This is a genomic window from Microbacterium sp. 3J1, from assembly GCF_001049495.1.
GTDB lineage: Bacteria > Actinomycetota > Actinomycetes > Actinomycetales > Microbacteriaceae > Microbacterium.
The window spans coordinates 884637-901900 of the sequence record NZ_CDWI01000011.1 but is presented as its reverse complement, the minus strand read 5'-3'; the positions used below and the strand labels follow the sequence as shown (position 1 = coordinate 901900).

General features: G+C 67.9%; 23 protein-coding genes and 1 pseudogene. 4 read left to right on the top strand and 20 right to left on the bottom strand.

What is annotated here, in order from left to right; translation table 11 throughout:
• From frr to rpsB, 4 genes are all read right to left on the bottom strand, one after another.
• Nucleotides 1-555, bottom strand: coding sequence for a ribosome recycling factor (frr, locus tag BN2660_RS13385; protein ID WP_091232942.1), 555 nt, complete (start codon nt 553-555; stop codon nt 1-3).
• Between the two features lie 66 nt (nt 556-621).
• A complete protein-coding gene (pyrH, locus tag BN2660_RS13380) occupies nt 622-1338 on the bottom strand; it encodes a UMP kinase (RefSeq protein WP_067114762.1) in 717 nt (238 codons plus the stop codon).
• A 92-nt stretch (nt 1339-1430) separates the two neighbouring features.
• Complete coding sequence (gene tsf, locus BN2660_RS13375) at nt 1431-2258, bottom strand: translation elongation factor Ts (RefSeq protein ID WP_091232939.1); 828 nt, start codon at nt 2256-2258, stop codon at nt 1431-1433.
• Between the two features lie 44 nt (nt 2259-2302).
• Complete coding sequence (gene rpsB, locus BN2660_RS13370) at nt 2303-3232, bottom strand: 30S ribosomal protein S2 (RefSeq protein ID WP_091233689.1); 930 nt, start codon at nt 3230-3232, stop codon at nt 2303-2305.
• A 307-nt stretch (nt 3233-3539) separates the two neighbouring features.
• Here rpsB and BN2660_RS13365 point away from each other — a divergent pair, with 307 nt between their 5' ends.
• A complete protein-coding gene (locus tag BN2660_RS13365) occupies nt 3540-4088 on the top strand; it encodes a murein hydrolase activator EnvC family protein (RefSeq protein WP_091233686.1) in 549 nt (182 codons plus the stop codon).
• A 52-nt stretch (nt 4089-4140) separates the two neighbouring features.
• Here BN2660_RS13365 and BN2660_RS13360 read toward each other — a convergent pair whose 3' ends face one another.
• From BN2660_RS13360 to BN2660_RS13320, 10 genes and pseudogenes are all read right to left on the bottom strand, one after another.
• Nucleotides 4141-5043, bottom strand: coding sequence for a tyrosine-type recombinase/integrase (locus BN2660_RS13360; RefSeq protein WP_091232937.1), 903 nt, complete (start codon nt 5041-5043; stop codon nt 4141-4143).
• Nucleotides 5044-5078: 35 nt separating this feature from the next.
• A complete protein-coding gene (locus tag BN2660_RS16810; protein WP_255305187.1) occupies nt 5079-5345 on the bottom strand; it encodes a DprA-like winged helix domain-containing protein in 267 nt (88 codons plus the stop codon).
• Nucleotides 5346-5351: 6 nt separating this feature from the next.
• Nucleotides 5352-6026: pseudogene (dprA, locus tag BN2660_RS16805) on the bottom strand (DNA-processing protein DprA); the annotation flags it as partial.
• A 236-nt stretch (nt 6027-6262) separates the two neighbouring features.
• The gene (locus BN2660_RS13350; protein WP_091232934.1) at nt 6263-7792 is read right to left on the bottom strand and encodes a YifB family Mg chelatase-like AAA ATPase; all 1530 of its coding nucleotides are present in this window, start codon (nt 7790-7792) and stop codon (nt 6263-6265) included.
• Nucleotides 7789-8151, bottom strand: coding sequence for a YraN family protein (locus BN2660_RS13345; protein WP_091232931.1), 363 nt, complete (start codon nt 8149-8151; stop codon nt 7789-7791). The genes BN2660_RS13350 and BN2660_RS13345 overlap by 4 nt, the downstream gene beginning before the upstream one ends.
• 102 nt (nt 8152-8253) lie before the next feature.
• The gene (locus BN2660_RS13340; RefSeq protein WP_091232929.1) at nt 8254-8580 is read right to left on the bottom strand and encodes a DUF2469 family protein; all 327 of its coding nucleotides are present in this window, start codon (nt 8578-8580) and stop codon (nt 8254-8256) included.
• A gap of 49 nt (nt 8581-8629) precedes the next feature.
• Complete coding sequence (locus BN2660_RS13335; protein WP_091232926.1) at nt 8630-9289, bottom strand: ribonuclease HII; 660 nt, start codon at nt 9287-9289, stop codon at nt 8630-8632.
• Nucleotides 9286-10020, bottom strand: a complete 735-nt coding sequence (lepB, locus tag BN2660_RS13330) for a signal peptidase I (protein ID WP_091232923.1) — start codon at nt 10018-10020, stop codon at nt 9286-9288. Before lepB ends, BN2660_RS13335 begins: the two co-directional genes overlap by 4 nt.
• 117 nt (nt 10021-10137) lie before the next feature.
• Nucleotides 10138-10485, bottom strand: coding sequence for a 50S ribosomal protein L19 (gene rplS, locus BN2660_RS13325; RefSeq protein WP_053099097.1), 348 nt, complete (start codon nt 10483-10485; stop codon nt 10138-10140).
• A gap of 179 nt (nt 10486-10664) precedes the next feature.
• Entirely contained in the window at nt 10665-11153 is a 489-nt protein-coding gene (locus tag BN2660_RS13320; protein WP_091232920.1) for an MFS transporter permease, read from the bottom strand.
• Nucleotides 11154-11263: 110 nt separating this feature from the next.
• On the opposite strand from BN2660_RS13320, the gene map reads away from it, so the two are divergent.
• On the top strand, nt 11264-12046 hold the full coding sequence (map, locus tag BN2660_RS13315; protein ID WP_091232918.1) for a type I methionyl aminopeptidase: 783 nt from the start codon (nt 11264-11266) through the stop codon (nt 12044-12046).
• A 27-nt stretch (nt 12047-12073) separates the two neighbouring features.
• Here the strand turns inward: map and BN2660_RS13310 are convergent, their stop codons facing one another.
• Both BN2660_RS13310 and BN2660_RS13305 read right to left on the bottom strand, forming a co-directional pair.
• The gene (locus BN2660_RS13310) at nt 12074-12520 is read right to left on the bottom strand and encodes a pyrimidine dimer DNA glycosylase/endonuclease V (protein WP_091232915.1); all 447 of its coding nucleotides are present in this window, start codon (nt 12518-12520) and stop codon (nt 12074-12076) included.
• Nucleotides 12517-13254 carry a class I SAM-dependent methyltransferase gene (locus BN2660_RS13305; RefSeq protein WP_091232912.1) on the bottom strand — a complete coding sequence of 246 codons (738 nt, stop codon included), beginning with the start codon at nt 13252-13254 and terminating at the stop codon, nt 12517-12519. Before BN2660_RS13305 ends, BN2660_RS13310 begins: the two co-directional genes overlap by 4 nt.
• A gap of 60 nt (nt 13255-13314) precedes the next feature.
• Between BN2660_RS13305 and BN2660_RS13300 the strand changes: the two genes are divergently transcribed.
• Nucleotides 13315-13908: a histidine phosphatase family protein gene (locus BN2660_RS13300; RefSeq protein ID WP_255305164.1), complete on the top strand. Its 594-nt coding sequence runs from the start codon at nt 13315-13317 to the stop codon at nt 13906-13908.
• Here BN2660_RS13300 and trmD read toward each other — a convergent pair.
• From trmD to rpsP, 4 genes are read right to left on the bottom strand one after another with little or no spacing between them, the layout of a single operon-like run.
• Entirely contained in the window at nt 13905-14618 is a 714-nt protein-coding gene (gene trmD, locus BN2660_RS13295; RefSeq protein ID WP_091232907.1) for a tRNA (guanosine(37)-N1)-methyltransferase TrmD, read from the bottom strand. The two genes, BN2660_RS13300 and trmD, sit on opposite strands and share 4 nt — an antisense overlap.
• Before the next feature lie 19 nt (nt 14619-14637).
• Complete coding sequence (gene rimM, locus BN2660_RS13290) at nt 14638-15255, bottom strand: ribosome maturation factor RimM (protein WP_091233683.1); 618 nt, start codon at nt 15253-15255, stop codon at nt 14638-14640.
• Entirely contained in the window at nt 15239-15469 is a 231-nt protein-coding gene (locus BN2660_RS13285; RefSeq protein WP_091232904.1) for an RNA-binding protein, read from the bottom strand. The genes rimM and BN2660_RS13285 overlap by 17 nt, the downstream gene beginning before the upstream one ends.
• 6 nt (nt 15470-15475) lie before the next feature.
• Complete coding sequence (gene rpsP, locus BN2660_RS13280) at nt 15476-15901, bottom strand: 30S ribosomal protein S16 (RefSeq protein WP_091232901.1); 426 nt, start codon at nt 15899-15901, stop codon at nt 15476-15478.
• Nucleotides 15902-16110: 209 nt separating this feature from the next.
• Between rpsP and BN2660_RS13275 the strand changes: the two genes are divergently transcribed.
• A complete protein-coding gene (locus BN2660_RS13275; protein ID WP_091233680.1) occupies nt 16111-17262 on the top strand; it encodes a glutamate--cysteine ligase in 1152 nt (383 codons plus the stop codon).
• Nucleotides 17263-17264 lie beyond the last annotated feature (2 nt).

Genomic DNA, 17264 nt, shown 5'->3' with positions numbered 1-17264 from the left:
CTACACCTCGAGGAGTTCGGCCTCTTTGCGCTTGAGTGCGTCGTCGATCAGGTCGACGTGCTGGCGCGTGAGGGCGTCGAGTTCCTTCTCACCCCGGGCGATCTCGTCTTCGCCGAGTTCGCTCTTCAGAGCATCGAGCTCGTCCTTGGCCTTGCGCCGGATGCCACGGACGTGCACCTTCGCGTCCTCTGCCTTCGTCTTGACGAGCTTGACGTACTCCTTGCGGCGCTCGGCCGTGAGCTCCGGCATCGTCACGCGCACGAGGTTGCCGTCGTTCGTCGGGTTCGCACCGAGGTTCGGCATGTCGCGCACGGCCTGCTCGATCGCCTTCAGCGCCGACTTGTCGTACGGCGTGATGATCAGCGTCCGTGCTTCCTGGTTGGCGAGCGAGGCGAGCTGGGCCAGGGGCGTGGGGGTGCCGTAGTAGTCGACCAGGACCTTCTGGAAGAGCTGCGGGTTGGCACGACCGGTGCGCACCGTGGAGAAGTCCTCCTTGGCAGCCTCGACCGCACGGGCCATGCGAGAGGTGGTTTCAGCGAGGACGTCCGCGATCACGGTGACTCCTATCGTCGGGGTGTGGTGAGATTCTATCGGTCCGGGCCTTGGTGCCCGGTGAGGCGCTCAGGCGGTGACGAGAGTTCCGATGGGCTCGCCCAGCAGTGCTCGGGTGACGTTTCCGACCGGCTCCATGCCGAAGACACGCATATCCATGTTGTTGTCCATGCACAGGCTGAAGGCCGTGGAGTCGACGACTTTGAGCCCGCGCTGCAGAGCGTCACGGTAGGTGACCCGATCGATGCGCTCCGCATCGGCGTGCTTGTTGGGATCGGCTGTGTAGATGGCGTCGACGCCGTTCTTGGCGACGAGCACCTCCTGCGCCCCGATCTCCAGCGCACGCTGCGCGGCCACGGTGTCGGTGGAGAAGTACGGCAGTCCCGCGCCCGCGCCGAAGATGACGACTCGGCCCTTCTCCATGTGGCGCTCAGCGCGCAGGGGGATGTACGGCTCGGCGACCTGGGTCATCGAGATCGCGGACTGGACGCGGGTGGGGGCGCCGGCCTGCTCGAGGAAGTCCTGCAGGGCGAGAGCGTTCATCACCGTGCCGAGCATGCCCATGTAGTCAGCGCGTCCACGATCCATGCCGCGCTGACTCAGCTCGGCTCCGCGGAAGAAGTTGCCACCGCCGACCACGATCGCGATCTCGACCCGGTCGACAGCCGCAGCGATGTCTCGCGCGATCTGACTGACGACATCGGGGTTGACGCCGAGCTGGCCGGCGCCGAACGCCTCACCGGAGAGCTTGAGAAGGACGCGTCGGCGTCCTGTGCGTTCGGTCATGGGTGGGTGTCCTCTCGTCCCGATTCAAGATAATGCCTCATGGGCATGAAGAAGGGGTTCGGATCACTCGGATCCGAACCCCTTCGACACTGCTACGCGCCGACCTTGAAGCGCGCGAAGTCCGTCACGGTGATACCGGCGTCCTTCGCCACCTGGGCGACCGAGAGCTTGCTGTCCTTCGCGTAATCCTGCTCGAGCAGTGCGACCTGCTTGATGAACGCGGACACGCGGCCCTCGACGATCTTGGGCAGAGCCGCTTCCGGCTTGCCCTCGTTGCGGGAGATCTCGGTGACGATCTCGCGCTCCTTCTCGACGGCGTCGGCCGGAACGTCCTCGCGGGACAGGTACGACGGGTTCGCGAACGAGATGTGCTGCGCGATGCTGCGAGCGGTCTCCGCGTCGTCACCCGTGTAGGCGACGACGACACCGATCTGCGGCGGCAGGTCCTTGCTCGTGCGGTGGAGGTAGACCTCGACCTTGTCGCCCGCGATGGTGCGCACGCGACGGAGCTCGACCTTCTCGCCGATGATCGCGGCCTCTTCCGAGATGACCTGCTCGACGCTCTTGTCGCCGGCTGCGGCGGCGAGACCGGCCTCGACCGAGTCCGCCTTGACGGCGGAGACGGCGTCGGCGACCTTGTCGGCCAGCGCGATGAAGCGCTCGTTCTTCGCGACGAAGTCGGTCTCGCAGGCGAGCTCGATGAGCGTCACGGCGCCGTCCTGCTCGCGAGCGACGACGAGGCCCTCGCTGGTCGAACGGTCAGCACGCTTCGCGTTGCCCTTCGCACCCTTGAGACGCAGGATCTCGGTGGCCTTCTCGACGTCTCCGTCAGCCTCCTCGAGCGCCTTCTTGGTGTCGACCATTCCCGTGCCGAGCTGCTCACGCAGCGCCTTGAGGTCGGCGATGGTGAAGTTGGCCATGTGTGGTGGCTCCTTGCTTCGTGATGTGTGTGGTGGTCGCGGAATTACTTGGCGTCTGCCTCAGCAGGGGCCTCGGCGGCCTCTTCTGCGGGCGCCTCGGCGGCGTCGTCGGCCGGAGCCTCGACTGCAGCGGCGTCGTCGGCCGGAGCCTCGGTCGCGTCCTCAGCCGGAGCCTCGGCAGCGTCCTCAGCCGGAGCCTCGGCAGCCGCGGCGTCGTCGGTCGGAGCCTCGAGCAGCTCGCGCTCCCAGTCGGCGAGGGGCTCTGCGTCGCCGGTCTCGGGGTTGTGCTTCTGCTGCAGACCCTCGGCCGCGGCGTCCGCGATGATGCGCGTGAGCAGCGAGACCGAGCGGATGGCGTCGTCGTTGCCGGGGATCGGGTACTGGAAGTCATCCGGGTCGGCGTTGGTGTCGAGGATGCCGATCACGGGGATGCCGAGCTTCTTGGCCTCGTCGATCGCCAGGTGCTCGCGCTTGGCGTCGACGACCCAGAGGGCGGACGGCGTCTTGGTCAGGTTGCGGATACCGCCGAGCGACTTGTGCAGCTTGTCGAGCTCGCGCTTCTTGAGCAGGAGCTCCTTCTTGGTGAAGCCCGAAGCGGCGGGGTTCTCGTAGTCGAGCTCCTCGAGCTCCTTCATGCGAGCCAGACGCTTCGCGATGGTGGAGAAGTTGGTGAGGAGTCCACCGAGCCAGCGCTGGTTCACGAAGGGCTGGCCGACACGGGTCGCCTGCTCGGCGAGGATCTCCTGGGCCTGCTTCTTGGTGCCCACGAAGAGGATGGTGCCGCCGTGCGCGACGGTCTCCTTGACGAAGTCGTAGGCCTTGTCGATGTAGCCGAGCGACTGCTGGAGGTCGATGATGTGGATGCCGCTGCGCTCGGTGAGGATGAAGCGCTTGACCTTCGGGTTCCACCGACGGGTCTGGTGTCCGAAGTGCACGCCGCTGTCGAGCAGCTGGCGGATGGTGACCACAGCCATGGTCGTCTCCTTGTTCTGGCACGAGATCGCGCCGTTGAGGTTGTCGAATCGATCGGATTGATCGAACTCCCTGGTGCCCGGCGCACACCCGCCTGCTTCGCAGCAGGACCTGTGGGTGCGGATGCCACGACCGAAGTCGCTCTGGGCACGCGTAGTCACCCCGAGATCGAGGTGCTCGTCCAGCATACAGGATCCGCAGGCACCGACCTCCCCTGCACAGTCGCGGGTAGCCACGTGTTGTTCCAGGTACTCGCGTCTACGGCTCCCCCGCGCATCTGCGAAGCGTCTCGCCGCAGAGCATTGCATGATGAGCACCCGCACCCGCCCTGCCCGCGAGTCCCCTGCGCTGACCTTCCTGTCGGTCCTCATCGTGGCGGGCTGTGTGCTCGGAGGACCGACCGCCGCGTCCGGCGGGGTTTCGAAGACGGACCCGGTGTTCTCGCGGTGGTCGTGGCCGGTGTCCGACCCGCACACGATCACGACTCCGTTTCGTGCACCGGCCCACGAATACGGCGCCGGCCATCGAGGCATCGACGTGGACGCGCCGGTCGGTGCGCTCGTCAGCGCCCCGGCCGCCGGCACCGTCGCCTACCGCGGCACTGTCGTCGACCGCCCGTTGTTGACGATCGACCACGGCGGAGGATACGTCTCGACGTTCGAACCGCTCGTCTCCGCACTCGCTCCCGGTGACACGGTCTCAGTGGGCGAGGCGATCGGAACGGTCGCATTCGGCGGCCATACTGCGCCGGGGTCGCTTCATATCGGTGTGCGCCTGGACGGGAGCTACATCAATCCCTCGCTCCTGTTCGGAGAGGTTCCGCGAGCGGTGCTCCTGCCCTGCTGCGATCCGCTCTGATCCGCAGCGGTGACAGCGGGCTCGGTCACGGATCCCACGCGATCGATTCATCTCACGCCCGTGGATGGGCGAGCCGGTAGGTGGCCGCGAGCCGCTCGGCCGATACGTGCGTGTAGATCTGGGTCGTGCCGAGGCTGGCGTGCCCGAGGATCTCCTGTACCGCTCGAAGGTCTGCACCGCCGTCGAGGAGGTGCGTGGCCGCCGTGTGCCGCAGAGCGTGCGGTCCCACCGTCTCGGTCCCGAGCACCGGAGCGAGTACATCGGCGACGAGGGCGTAGACGGCACGCGGCCCGACGCGGCCACCGCGAACCCCGAGGAACAGCGCTGCGGAGGGATCGGCGGCGCGCAGGACCAGCGCGGGGCGGCCCCGAGTGAGATACGCCCCCAGCCCGTCACCGGCAGGGCGCCCGAAGGGCACGACCCGTTCCTTTGCGCCCTTGCCCATGACACGGGCGGTGTGCCGGTCGAGATCGAGGTCGTCGACATCGAGCCCGCACAGCTCCGAGACGCGGATCCCCGCGCCGTAGAGCAGTTCGAGCATCGCGTGGTCGCGCAACGCGATCGGGTCGCCGGCCGCGGCGGCTTCTCGTTGGTGATCGAGCAGCTGGATCATCGCGTCGCGTGAGGCCACCGTCGGCAGAGAGCGCCCGCGGCGAGGGGCCACGAGCCTCAAGCTCGGGTCCTGGGGGATCAGCCCTTCCTCCACCGCCCAGGCGAAGAAGGACCGCGCGGCGGCGGCGCGGCGCGCGAGCGTCGCCCGCGCGTCTCCCCGCTGTGTCGCGCGCCAGAGCCAGTCCCGGAGCGTCTCCAGGGTGACCTGATCCAGCGCGAGGCCCGGGGCGGCGTCGGACAGGTCGCGAAGGTCGGAGCGATAGGCGCGCACCGTTGCAGGCGAGAGTCGGCGCACGCGATCCAGGTGATCGGTGAACGACTGAGCGGCTGCCGCGAGTTCCATGCGTCCAGCATGCCTCCGGGCGGACGGGCGGAGGGTCAGCCTCGCCGTTCAGCTGACCCGACCTTCCTCCACCCGCCCTCTTCGCGTCGCGCGACACCGTCGAGCTCGAGGAGCCCGAGGAGGGCGCTCACTCGATCGGGATCGAGACCGGAGCGCCTGGTCAGCTCGAGAAGCGGCATCGGGACGCGGCTGCTCATCGCGTCCAGAAGACGTCCCTGCTCCGGATCGACGGGTGCCTCGCGCCGAGGCCCCTCTGCGGCCCCGGCGTCCCACAGCTCCCGGATCTCCGCTGCCGTCGTCACGCACCGCGCATCGTACTCTCGCAGCAGTCGATGGCATCCGGCGGAAGCCGCAGAAGTGACCGGGCCGGGGACCGCTCCGAGCGGTCGACCGAGAGCCGCCGCGTGCCCGGCCGTGTTGAGCGAGCCGCTACGCCAGCCCGCTTCGACGACCACGGTCGCATGACTCGTCGCAGCGATGAGTCGATTGCGCGACAGAAAGCGCCATTTCGTCGGAGCGGTGCCGCACGGCACCTCGCTCACCACTGCGCCGGTCTCGACGATGCTGCGCAGCAACTGCTGGTGTCCTTGTGGATACGCGCGATCGACCCCGCCGGCGAGGAACGCGATGGTGGACCCGCCGACGCCCAGCGCGGCACGATGCGCAGCGCCGTCGATGCCCTAGGCGCCGCCCGACACGACCACGGCACCGCTGGCCGCGAGGTCGCCCGCGAACTCGGCGGCGAGCAGCTCTCCGTATCCGCTGGCCGCCCGGGCGCCCACCATCGCCACTCGGGGTCCTCGGCGCAGCAGCGCGACATCTCCTCTCACCCAGAGAACCAGCGGGCGGTGGGCGCCCAGGTCGTCGAGCTGCTCCGGCCAGGAGGCGTCGCCCGGCAGGATGAGCCGCGCGCCGACGTGCTGGGCCCCGGTGACCGCAGCACGGACCGCGAGTGGATCTGCTCTCGCTCTCCACCGACGCATCCCCTCCCTGAGGGCGCGCCGATCGGCGGTGAGAGCGGGCAGCGTCGAGCCTGGGCGCAACGCGAATCGCAGTGCTTCGGCAGCACCGAGCTCGGCGATCAGCACTCCGGCGACTCCGTCTCCCGGCTCGGTGATCACGGACCACGCCACCCGCGCCAGGTCCTCGTCGGTGATCTCGCTCCGGCCGACCCCCGCCAGTGCGGCTGTGAGTCCCTCGTCGCCGGAGAGTGCGCCCATCATGATGCGAACCCCTTCTTCAGGAACAGTGCGCGTCCGATCTCCTCGCGCCCCGGCCGGTCGATACCTGCGAGGTCGGCCATCGTCCATGCGAGGCGCAGAACGCGGTCGTAGCCGCGGAGGGTCAGAGCGCCTCTCTCGAGCGCTCGGTCGAGGGGCGCACGGGCGTCCGCTGCCACACGCATGTCGGTCTGTCGCAGTCGTGCGCCGGGTATCTCCCCGTTGCGCCGCCACGGACTCCCCCGCCATCGTGCCGCGGCGCGCTCTCTCGCCTCGCGCACACGTTCGCGCGCCGCGTCGCTCGTCACTCCCGAGCGCCCGCCGGACGTCGCGCGAGACGCGGAGACCCTCGAGACGTGCAGCTCGATGTCGATCCGGTCGCGAAGCGGCCCTGACAGTCGCGTCGCGTAGCGACGAATCGCGAGAGACGGGCACACGCACTCCGCGCCGCGTACTCCGTTGTTGCCACAGGGGCAGGGATTCATCGCGAGGATGAGCTGGAAACGCGCGGGGTATCTGGCGGTGAACCCGGTGCGGCTGATCTCGATCAGGCCCGATTCGAGGGGCTGCCTGAGAGCGTCGAGGGCGACCCGCGAGAACTCGGCGGACTCGTCGAGGAAGAGCACGCCGCGGTGGGCGCGCACGATCGCTCCGGGTCTCGCGACTCGCGAGCCACCGCCGACGAGCGCAGACACGGATGCGCTGTGGTGCGGGGTCTCCATCGGGGGAACGCGATCGAGCGCTCGGACGGACTCCCCCGTCAGCGAGCGGATGGACGCGACTTCGAGGGCTTCCTCGTCGGTGAGGGGCGGAAGTATGCCGGGCAGTCGGCGAGCCAGCATCGTCTTCCCTGCTCCCGGAGGCCCGCTGAGGAGCATGTGATGCCCGCCGGCCGCAGCGACGATCAGAGCTTCGACGGCTTCGTCCTGGCCCACCACGTCGGCGAGGTCGAGCTCCTCCGGCCGGTCCAGGGCGACGGCGGGCGCGGCGACAGGATCCGTGTCCACGACCTCCACGTCCGCGCCGTGCCACGCGGCCACCTGGGCCAGCGTCGTCGCGGCCCGCACGTCGACGCCCGGCACGAGCCGCGCTTCGGCCTCGTTCGCGTGCGGCACGATCACGGTGTCGAAACCGGCCCTGGCCGCTGCGAAGACCGAGGGCAGGACGCCCGCCACCGGTCTCACCCGTCCGTCGAGCCCGAGTTCCCCCACGTGCACGGTGCGCGCGATCGACCGTCGCGCCAGCGCACCACCTGCGGCCAGGGCGGACACCGCGATGCTCAGGTCGAACGCCGACCCGTGCTTGGGGAGAGCGGCCGGCGACAGATTGACGGTGAGTCGCCGCCGAGGCAGGTCCAGTCCACTGTTCTGGCAGGCGTTGTGCACGCGCTGCACCGCCTCGCCCAGCGACTTGTCGGGCAGGCCGATGATCTTGAACTCCGGGGTCTGATTCGACAGGTCTGCTTCGACCTCGACCATGTGGCCGTCGACACCCGTCAGCGCTACGGCCCAGGTGCGCGCCGTCTTCACGACAGATCCTCGAGGTGCTCGATCTCGGCGACCGCGGGGTCGGGCCCGGTGATCCCGATCGCCTCGACTCTGATGTCGCGCCCGCGCACCTCGTCGGGATGGACGGCCGCCCAGGCGAAGGCGAGCTGCCAGAGCCGGCGGAGCTTTCGGGCGTCCACTGCCTCGAACGGGTGCCCGTAGGCGGAGGAACGGCGCGTCTTGACCTCCACCACCGCCAGATGCGCACCTGTCGACGCGATGATGTCGATCTCACCCTGAGGGCATCGCCAATTTCGCTCGATGATGTCGTATCCGCGCCCCGTCAGATACTCGACCGCACGGGACTCACCTGCCCTGCCGAAGTCGTCTTTCGCTGCCATGCAGACAGACTGTCCGCCGATGGCGAGCCGCCGCTTCGCGCTGCCCTCAGAATCCCAGGAGAACGGGAAACGACCTCCACGGACGACGCCGTGGAGGGGAAGTCACTCGCCGTCGAGCGAGAGTTCCTGCGGCAGCTCGAACTCGCGCCGCTGCAGCTCTTCGATGTTCACGTCCTTGAACGTCAGGACCCGCACGGCCTTCACGAAGCGGTCTGCGCGGTAGATGTCCCACACCCAGACGTCGCTCATGGATATCTCGAAGTAGAAGTCGTGCTCGGTGTCCCGCCGCACGACGTTGACCTCATTCGCGAGATAGAACCGGCGCTCGGTCTCGACGACGTACTGGAATTGCGCGACGACGTCGCGGTACTCACGGAACAGCGCGAGCTCGAGCTCGCGGTCGTAGTCGTCGAAGGCTTCCTCATCCATGATGACTCCATCCTAGAGTCGGACGGCGGACCACCGACGCACAGACCACTCAGAACAGGGTCGGCGCATCCGAGATCGCCCACGAGGACCGGTGGTGCGAAGAGAGTCCGAGCGCGCGGATCGCATCCCGGTGCTCGACGCTGGCGTAGCCCTTGTTACGGTTCCACTGATACGCCGAGTGCCCTTCGTGGAGCTCCACCATATGGGTGTCGCGAGCCACCTTGGCGATCACCGACGCGGCGGAGACCGAGGCGCAGTCGCGGTCGGCCTTGATGACCGAGCGAACGCGCAGCGGCACGGGATGCACGACCGAGACATAATCGTGGTTGCCGTCCAGGAGGACGACGGCGTTCGCGAGATCGGCACCCTGGTCGACGACGCTCTGCACAGCGCGGGAAGCGGCGAGGCCAAGAGCGCGCATGATACCGATATCGTCGATCTCCGCTGCGCTCGCCCAGCCGACGCCCGAGGCCTGCACCCACGCGGCTGCTCGCGCTGCCACGTCCGGCCGTCGCTTCTCGGTCACCAGCTTCGAGTCGCGGAGACCCTCCGGGACACGGCGGCGCGCCCCTGCAGCGTCCATGACCGTCGCCCCGACGGCCACGGGACCCGCGAGAGCCCCTCTACCGACCTCATCGAGCGAGATGATCAGCTCGCACTCTGTGAGGAGCTTGCGCTCCAGCGTCAGTCGTGGTGCGACGACGGTCATTCCGGCTCCGGGACGCCGTTGAAGCTGTCGTGGTGACCGTCGATCGTACCCATGCGGTCGAACGGCCAGGTGGTGAAGAACGCCTTGCCCACGACGTTGTCGAGCGGCACGAAACCGCCCGTCGGCAGGTCCTGGTGCGCCCGCGAGTCGCGGGAACGGTCACGGTTGTCGCCGAGAAGCCACAGAGACCCCTCGGGGACGACGACGTCGAAGGGCTCGTTGGAGGCGGCCGTATCACCGTCGGGAAGATCGAGGTAGTCGAGCTCGTCGATCGGAGCACCGTTGATCGTGATCTGGCCGAGCGCATTGCAGCAGACGACATGGTCCCCGGGGAGGCCGATCACTCGTTTGACCAGATGGTCCTGAGAATCGGAGGCCGAGATGCCCACGAGGTTGAGCACCCAGTCGACGGCCTCGACGAGGGGCGGCTGCGCAGGCGTCTGGGGTTGTCCTTCAAGCCATCCGCCCGGGTCCTTGAACACCACGACGTCGCCGCGCTCGTAGCTCGTCCAACGCGGCGTGAGCTCGTCCACGAGGATGCGATCGTTCACCATCAGCGTCCGCTCCATCGACGCGGAGGGGATGTAGAACGAGCGGACGATGAACGTCTTGACCACGAACGACACGAGAGCCGCGATGACGATGATGATGAGCACGTCACGGAGGAAGATCAGAAGACCGCGACGACGCCTCGACGTCGGCGTGGAGGCAGGCGCTGAGTCAGTCGTCATCAAGGTTCCTTCGCAGTCTCGCACCGCTGTGAGACGGCACTAACAAGGGTCGCATACCCCGGGGAAAACACAGCACCCCGGGACATCGTGTCCCGGGGTGCTGTGGAGAATCGCGCGTCAGTTGTCGCGCTTCTCCTTGATCTTCGCCTTCTTGCCACGGAGCTGGCGCAGGTAGTAGAGCTTGGCGCGACGCACGTCACCGCGGGTGACGACCTCGATGTGGTCGATCACCGGGGAGTGCACCGGGAAGGTACGCTCGACGCCCACCTGGAAGCTGATCTTGCGGACGGTGAAGGTCTCACGGACCCCGTCGCCCTGGCGGCCGATGACGACGCCCTTGAAGACCTGGATACGGGAGCGGGTGCCCTCGGTGATGTTCACGTGAACGTTGACCGTGTCACCGGGGTGGAAGACGGGAACGTCGGAACGGAGCGAAGCCGCGTCTACGGCGTCGAGGATCTGCATGATCGTCTCTCTCTGCAGCCGCCACAGGTCGGATGCATGATTTCAGGAAGGAACAAGAAAGGGTCGTGCTGAACGGCGCCGAAGCGTCCGCGGGCTCCCCTGAGGCAGAGCCGGTAACGGCACAAACAACCATTCTGCCACGGATGTCCTCCTCAGCCAAAACGGGGCGGCGACCCGTCTCAGTCCTCCGACTCGCGCTCCCGCACGACGATGACCTCGTGCGGTCGCGACTCGGGAGCGGCTTCGTCCACACGCGGAACGGACGCCCAGGAGATCGTCTCCCGCAACCGGGCGCCGCTGCCCCTGGCCTCGCTCCACAGCTGCCAGAGCTGGAGCCAGACGAGTCCGATGCCGGCGACGATCGCCCCCGTGAGCAGCCACCCGAAGGCTCCGTCGATGAAGCATCCGACGGCGATGGTGAGGCCATGCCAGACCGCGAATCCCGCGACGTCCCACCAGGACACCGCACGTTCCGCTCGTACGGACGGTCGCGACCGCGTCAGCAGCGTCAGCAGGAGCTGGCCGACGAACACCGACGGTACGGCGATGAACAGCACCCAGAGGATCGCCCAACCGCCCTGGAACACGCCCCAGCCGACGAGCAGCCACAGCGGCAGGATGAACGCCGCCGGGAGAAGCCAGCGGAAGAATGCCTGACGCAACCACATGTCTGAATCGTACGACGCCTGGTGCGCGCGCTCCCCCTGTGTTCGCTGTGAGCACGCGGCGACCCGAGACCGACATATCGGGGAGAATGGATCCGACGAGAGGACACCCGATGATCGAACTGCGCACCCCCGCCGAGATCGACGAGATGCGCGCCGCAGGGCGGTTCGTGGCGGAGACGCTGGCGACCCTGCGGGACGAGACCAAGGTCGGCACCAACCTGTTGGCCATCGACCGTCGCGCGCACGACATGATCCGCAAGGCCGGGGCCGAGTCGTGCTACATCGACTACCACCCCTCCTTCGGTGCGAGTCCGTTCGGCAAGGTCATCTGCACCTCGATCAACGACGCGGTCCTCCATGGCCTCCCGCACGACTACACCCTGCGCGACGGCGACCTCGTCTCCCTGGACTTCGCGGTCTCCGTCGACGGGTGGGTCGCTGATTCGGCGGTCTCCTTCGTCGTCGGCACCCCGCGCGACGAGGATCTGCGCCTCATCGACACGACCGAGCGGGCGCTCGATGCGGCGATCGCCGCCGCGGTGGTCGGCAACCGGATCGGCGACATCTCCGCCGCGATCGCCGCGATCTCCCACGGCGAGGGGTACTCGATCAACACCGACTTCGGCGGACACGGCGTCGGCCGCATCATGCACGGCGACCCGCACGTACCCAACGACGGCCGCCCCGGCCGCGGGTTCCCTCTTCGTGAAGGGCTGGTGTTCGCACTCGAGCCCTGGCTCCTGGCGACGACGGACGAGCTCGTCACCGATCCCGACGGGTGGACTCTCCGCAGCGTCGACGGCTCGCGGGGCGCTCATTCGGAGCACACGGTGGCCGTGACAGCCGACGGCCCGATCGTGCTGACGGATCGGTCCTTCCTCGGCGTTCGCTGAGCCGCGAGGGCGGCCGCGAGGTCAGCGTCACGCCGAGCCGTCGGGACGCTCCCACGACGCGATGGGCCCAGGGATCACATGGAAGAGCGGGTGTGGTTGCGGGGTGACCACAGACGACCAATGGGCGAGGACGTCCGGACTCCGCATGGCGAGCTTCGCCGTCAGGTGCGTCCATTCCCAGGCCACCTGTCCGTTCGTGACGGGAAGGATGTCGGTCGCACGCGCATCCGATCGATCGATCCTCGACCGGTCGAACCGATAGCCTCGCTGGTCCGCTTCGTCCGCCACGGCCGCGAGATAGGCGCCGAGCGCCTCCAGGGGGTCGGGAGCGGCCGTGAACCGCTCCAGCTGGGGATGCTTCCGATACCCGCGAGTTCGTCCTGCGAGCACGGCCTGCGCGAGCAGCGTCTCACGCCAGCACGCCACGAGCCCCTGGCGGTCGAGATATCTCGGGTGCAGCGACCAGATCCTCATGCGCGACGGTAGACGAACACGTCGGTGACGATCGGCAGCTCCAGGTCCTCCGACCCGTGCGTCTCCGGGTGCTCATCGAGGATGTGAACGATCTGAGCGAGCATCTCGGCCCGCGTATCGGGATCAGCGACGAGGAAGGTGCTCACGGTCGCCCATCGACGCAGATAGTCGGATCTGCTGATCCTCTCGGTCCAGTGCACCTCTTGCCGAGCCACCGGTTCGAACCCGGGGAGGTCTGCGGCTGCCGCACTGGTCGTCCCGTCGGCATCGGAGACGGCGGGATGGGCGACACGGTGCGCGGCGCGGTCCCAGGCGCACGAGGGGTTCGAGCGGTTCCAGATCAGCCCCAGCCTCCCGTTCTCCACCAGCACACGGCGGATCTCGGTGCAGGCCTCGTCACGCTCGAACCAGTGGAAGGCCTGTGCGACCGACACGACGCTCATCGAGGAGTCGGGCACGGGAATCCGCTCGGCGCTGCCGAGATGCGCGGCGACGGCGGGCAGCTTCGCTCGGAGCACGTCGAGCATGGCTCCGGACGGCTCGACAGCGACCACCTCGGCCGCCCGACCGAGGAGCAGAGCGGTGAACTTGCCCGTGCCGGCGCCGAGATCGAGCGCACTCGCGACCCTGTCCGGAACCAGCAGGTCCGCTGCCTCCGCGGGGAAGCCCGGTCGATAGCGGTCGTAGTCCGCGCCGGTCCTCTCGAACGACCTCGCGAGCACTCCATCCACCATGCTGCGACGCTATCAGTCCGTGGCGGGGCGGCGACGTCACGGCTATGCCAGTCTGAATGCATGATTCCGCAGGATCGCCACGTGCCGGAGCACCTGTTCCTCGTCCGGCACGCACAGACGACGTGGGATCTCGAGCACCGTCTTCACGGCAGGATGGATTCTCCGGTCACGGACGAAGGGGTGGTCCAAGCGCAGCGGATGGCGGCGCGACTAGCCGGCCGCGGCATCGCATCGGTCTGCTCGAGTCCGCTGGGCCGTTCCCTCCGTACGGCCGAGATCATCGCGGAACGGATCGGAGCAGATCTCGTAGAAGTGCCCGACCTCGCCGAAGTCGACCACGGAGAGATGGCAGGACTGACCAGGGCCGAGATCGACGAGCTCTTTCCCACGGCCCGTCAGCAACGCGCAGAGAATCGCTACGGGTGGGCCTTCCCCCGAGGAGAGAGCTATGCGCAAGCACGAGGGCGTGCGCGACGCGCTCTCTCGACCTGCGGGTGGGCGTCGCGCGGAATCCCTGTGCTCGTCAGCCACGAGATGCTGGGACGGATGCTGCGGGCCGAACTCCGCGGCCTCGACGTCAGCACCGCCCTGTCGTTGCGGCACCCGCACGATGTCGTGTTCGAGATCGAGCACGGTGCGGAGACGATCCTCTAGAGCGCTGTCTCCTCGGGCAGGAGATCGGGCCGACGACGCCGCGTGCGCTCGATCTGCTGCTCGCGCCGCCACGCGGCGATCGCTGCGTGATTCCCGCTCAGCAGGACGGGGGGCACGGGTTGATCGCGCCAGTTCGACGGCTTCGTGTACGACGGGTACTCGAGGAGGCCGTCTTCGTGGGATTCCTCGACCAGACTCTCGGGGTTGCCTACGACACCGGGGATGAGACGTCCGATCGCCTCGATCATCGCCATGGTGGCGACCTCTCCCCCGTTCAGTACGTAGTCGCCCAGGCTGATCAGTCGGACCTCGCCGATGGACGCCGCATACTCGAACACACGCTCGTCGATCCCCTCGTACCGGCCGCAGCCGAACACGATGTGCTCACGGGTACTGAGATCGCGGGCGGTCGCCTGGGTGAAGACCTCGCCCGCGGGCGACGGGAAGATGATGGTCGGACGCTGGCCGGTCGCCTCCACCGTCGACGTGGCGACATCGTCCAGCGCCTCGCCCCACGGCTCCGGCTTCATCACCATGCCGGCGCCGCCGCCATACGGTGTGTCGTCGACGGTGCGATGACGATCGTGTGTCCAGTCTCGGAGGTCGCGCACACGCAGGTCGAGGATGCCGGAGTGCTGCGCCTTGCCGAGCAGCGACAGCGTCAGACCGTCGAAGTACGACGGGAAGATGGATATGACGTCGATGCGCACGGAGGAACCGTAGCAGCGGTCACGCGGACGCGTCGGAGTCCGAGGACTCGTCGGCGTCGGTCGCTTCCGACAGGTCTTCGAACAGTCCCGGAGGCGGTGTCACGATGACGCGGCCCGCCTTCACATCCACCAGCGGCACGATCGCCTCGACGAACGGGACCATGACGTCGTCCCCACCCGATGCGGGCTTCACGATGAGCAGGTCCTGCGCGGGGAAGTGCTCGATCCGCGCCACCTTGCCGACGACGACGTCGTCACGGACGACGTCGAGTCCGACGAGCTGGTGGTCGAACCACGCGTTCTCCTCGACCTCTTCATCGTCCTGATCGATCCAGAGGATCGCCCGGACGAGGCTCTCCGCGCCCTCACGGTCGTCCACGTCCTTGAGGAACACGACCGGATTGCCGTTCATCACCCGGTACTCGCGGACGACCACGGTCTTGCCATGCCACGGAGATGCCTCAGGCACCTGCAACGTGAACTCGGCACCCGGGACGAAGCGTCGCTCCGGGTTGTCGGTGTACAGCTCCAGCTTGAGCGCGCCTTTCAGGCCGTGCGCCTTGACGAGACGCCCCACCCGCAGCTGGTTCTTGCCCTGATTGCGGTCTTTCGCCACCACGTCAGTCGTCCGCGACATCGACGCGTACTCGACGCCCATCGGCCAGGGCGCCGATGAGCGTACGCAGTGCCTTCGCGGTGCGGCCGCCGCGCCCGATCACGCGACCACGGTCGTCGGGGTGCACGCGCACCTCGAGGAGATCGCCTCGCGGCGAGGTGGAAGCGTTGATACGGACATCCTCAGGGTGATCGACGATCCCCTTGACGATGTGTTCGAGCGCGGCGGCGAGCACGGCGGATTACTCCGAGTCGGCGGCGGGAGCCTCAGCGGCCTCCGCGTCGGCGTCGGCAGCGGCGGGAGCCTCTGCCTTCTTCTCGGCCTTCGGCTTGACGACGGACTTCTTGGACGCGTCGATCTCGAAGGCCGGCTTGGGCTCTGCGACCTTGAGGGTGGACTTCGCGTCCTTGTCGCCCTTGAACTTGCCCCAGTCGCCCGTGATCTTCAGCAGCGCGGCGACCTGCTCGGTCGGCTGCGCGCCGACGGAGAGCCAGTACTGAGCGCGCTCGGAGTCGACCTCGATGAACGAGGGCTCTTCGGTGGGGTGGTACTTGCCGATCTCTTCGATGACACGACCGTCGCGCTTGGTGCGCGAGTCGGCGACGACGATGCGGTAGTAAGGCGCGCGGATCTTGCCCAGGCGCTTGAGACGAATCTTGACAGCCACGATTCTCCTGAATTGTGTGGAAGGAAACGAACCGATCGCCTGGAGAGTGGGGTGCACACCCGGCGGAAGCTCAAATGAGGAGGACGAGTGCTGGATAGAGGGTCGAGCACCACGTCCGACCCTCTATTCTGCCAGATGCGACGACCACAAGCGAAACGCGGCGACACGACGGTGATCGTGTCGCGCGGGCGGCATGTCAGACTGTGCTCGTGAAGCTCGAGTTCGCCCCCTCCGCCCGCTCCACCGTCGGCCTCGAATGGGAGATCATGCTCGCCGACCCGGTCAGCGGCGATCTCGTCGGTCGTGCGCCCGAACTCCTCGCCGCCCTGGAGGCGGAGAGCGAGGACGAGCGCCATACGGTCACCGGCGAGCTGCTCACCAACACGATCGAGGTCACGAGCGGGATCGGCGATTCCGTGGGACACGCCGTCGACGACATCGCGCACGCGATCGCCGCCGTGCGAGCGGCCACGGATCCGGCGGGGATCGAGTTGCTCTCGGCGGGCAGCCACCCGTTCGCGCAGTGGTACGACCAGGAGGTCACCGACAAGACGCGCTACCACACCCTGATCGAGCGCACCCAGTGGTGGGGGCGGAACATGATGATCTGGGGCATCCACGTCCATATCGGCGTGGAGGATCAGCGCAAGGTCATGCCGATCATCAATGCGCTCGCGTCCTACCTCCCTCATCTGCAGGCTCTCTCGGCCTCGAGCCCGTTCTGGGCCGGCGAGCGTACGGGATACGCCTCCAACCGGGCTCTCGTGTTCCAGCAGCTTCCCACCGCGGGCCTGCCCTGGCCCCTCCGCGACTGGTCGGACTACGAGTCCTATCTGGAGGACATGGTGCGGACCGGTGTGATGGCGGACGCCACCGAAGTGCGCTGGGACATCCGCCCCGCTCCTCGCTGGGGCACGATCGAGATCCGCGCCTGCGACGGCCTCTCCACGCTTCCCGAGCTCGCGGCCGTCGCCGCCCTCGTCCAGGTGCTCGTGGAGCACCTGTCCCGGCAGCTGGACGAAGGCCGCACCCTCGCCGAGCTTCCGGCGTGGTTCCACCGCGAGAACAAGTGGCGCGCCGCGCGCTACGGGCTCGATGCACGGGTGATCATCGATGCCGCAGGCACACAGCTCCCCGTTCGGGACCACCTGGCCGAGGTGATCGACGAGCTCGCCCCCGTCGCCGTCGAGCTCGGCTGCGTGCGCGAGTTCGGCAGCATCGAGACGATCCTCGCCGACGGCGCCAGCTACGAACGACAGCTGACGATCGCCAACGCCACGGGCGGCGACCTCGCCGCCGTCGTCCAGCATCTGATCCGCGAGTTCCGCTCCGGACCCGAGGCGTCGACCGAGGAGCCCTGAGG

What these genes read in the sequence shown, in the direction of transcription:
- pyrH (WP_067114762.1), bottom strand. Translation starts at nt 1,338, where the DNA reads ATGACCGAACGCACAGGACGCCGACGCGTCCTTCTCAAGCTCTCCGGT.
- tsf (WP_091232939.1), bottom strand. Translation starts at nt 2,258, where the DNA reads ATGGCCAACTTCACCATCGCCGACCTCAAGGCGCTGCGTGAGCAGCTC.
- rpsB (WP_091233689.1), bottom strand. Translation starts at nt 3,232, where the DNA reads ATGGCTGTGGTCACCATCCGCCAGCTGCTCGACAGCGGCGTGCACTTC.
- BN2660_RS13365 (WP_091233686.1), top strand. Translation starts at nt 3,540, where the DNA reads ATGAGCACCCGCACCCGCCCTGCCCGCGAGTCCCCTGCGCTGACCTTC.
- BN2660_RS13360 (WP_091232937.1), bottom strand. Translation starts at nt 5,043, where the DNA reads ATGGAACTCGCGGCAGCCGCTCAGTCGTTCACCGATCACCTGGATCGC.
- BN2660_RS13345 (WP_091232931.1), bottom strand. Translation starts at nt 8,151, where the DNA reads ATGGCAGCGAAAGACGACTTCGGCAGGGCAGGTGAGTCCCGTGCGGTC.
- BN2660_RS13340 (WP_091232929.1), bottom strand. Translation starts at nt 8,580, where the DNA reads ATGGATGAGGAAGCCTTCGACGACTACGACCGCGAGCTCGAGCTCGCG.
- BN2660_RS13335 (WP_091232926.1), bottom strand. Translation starts at nt 9,289, where the DNA reads ATGACCGTCGTCGCACCACGACTGACGCTGGAGCGCAAGCTCCTCACA.
- lepB (WP_091232923.1), bottom strand. Translation starts at nt 10,020, where the DNA reads ATGACGACTGACTCAGCGCCTGCCTCCACGCCGACGTCGAGGCGTCGT.
- rplS (WP_053099097.1), bottom strand. Translation starts at nt 10,485, where the DNA reads ATGCAGATCCTCGACGCCGTAGACGCGGCTTCGCTCCGTTCCGACGTT.
- BN2660_RS13320 (WP_091232920.1), bottom strand. Translation starts at nt 11,153, where the DNA reads ATGTGGTTGCGTCAGGCATTCTTCCGCTGGCTTCTCCCGGCGGCGTTC.
- map (WP_091232918.1), top strand. Translation starts at nt 11,264, where the DNA reads ATGATCGAACTGCGCACCCCCGCCGAGATCGACGAGATGCGCGCCGCA.
- BN2660_RS13310 (WP_091232915.1), bottom strand. Translation starts at nt 12,520, where the DNA reads ATGAGGATCTGGTCGCTGCACCCGAGATATCTCGACCGCCAGGGGCTC.
- BN2660_RS13305 (WP_091232912.1), bottom strand. Translation starts at nt 13,254, where the DNA reads ATGGTGGATGGAGTGCTCGCGAGGTCGTTCGAGAGGACCGGCGCGGAC.
- BN2660_RS13300 (WP_255305164.1), top strand. Translation starts at nt 13,315, where the DNA reads ATGATTCCGCAGGATCGCCACGTGCCGGAGCACCTGTTCCTCGTCCGG.
- rimM (WP_091233683.1), bottom strand. Translation starts at nt 15,255, where the DNA reads ATGTCGCGGACGACTGACGTGGTGGCGAAAGACCGCAATCAGGGCAAG.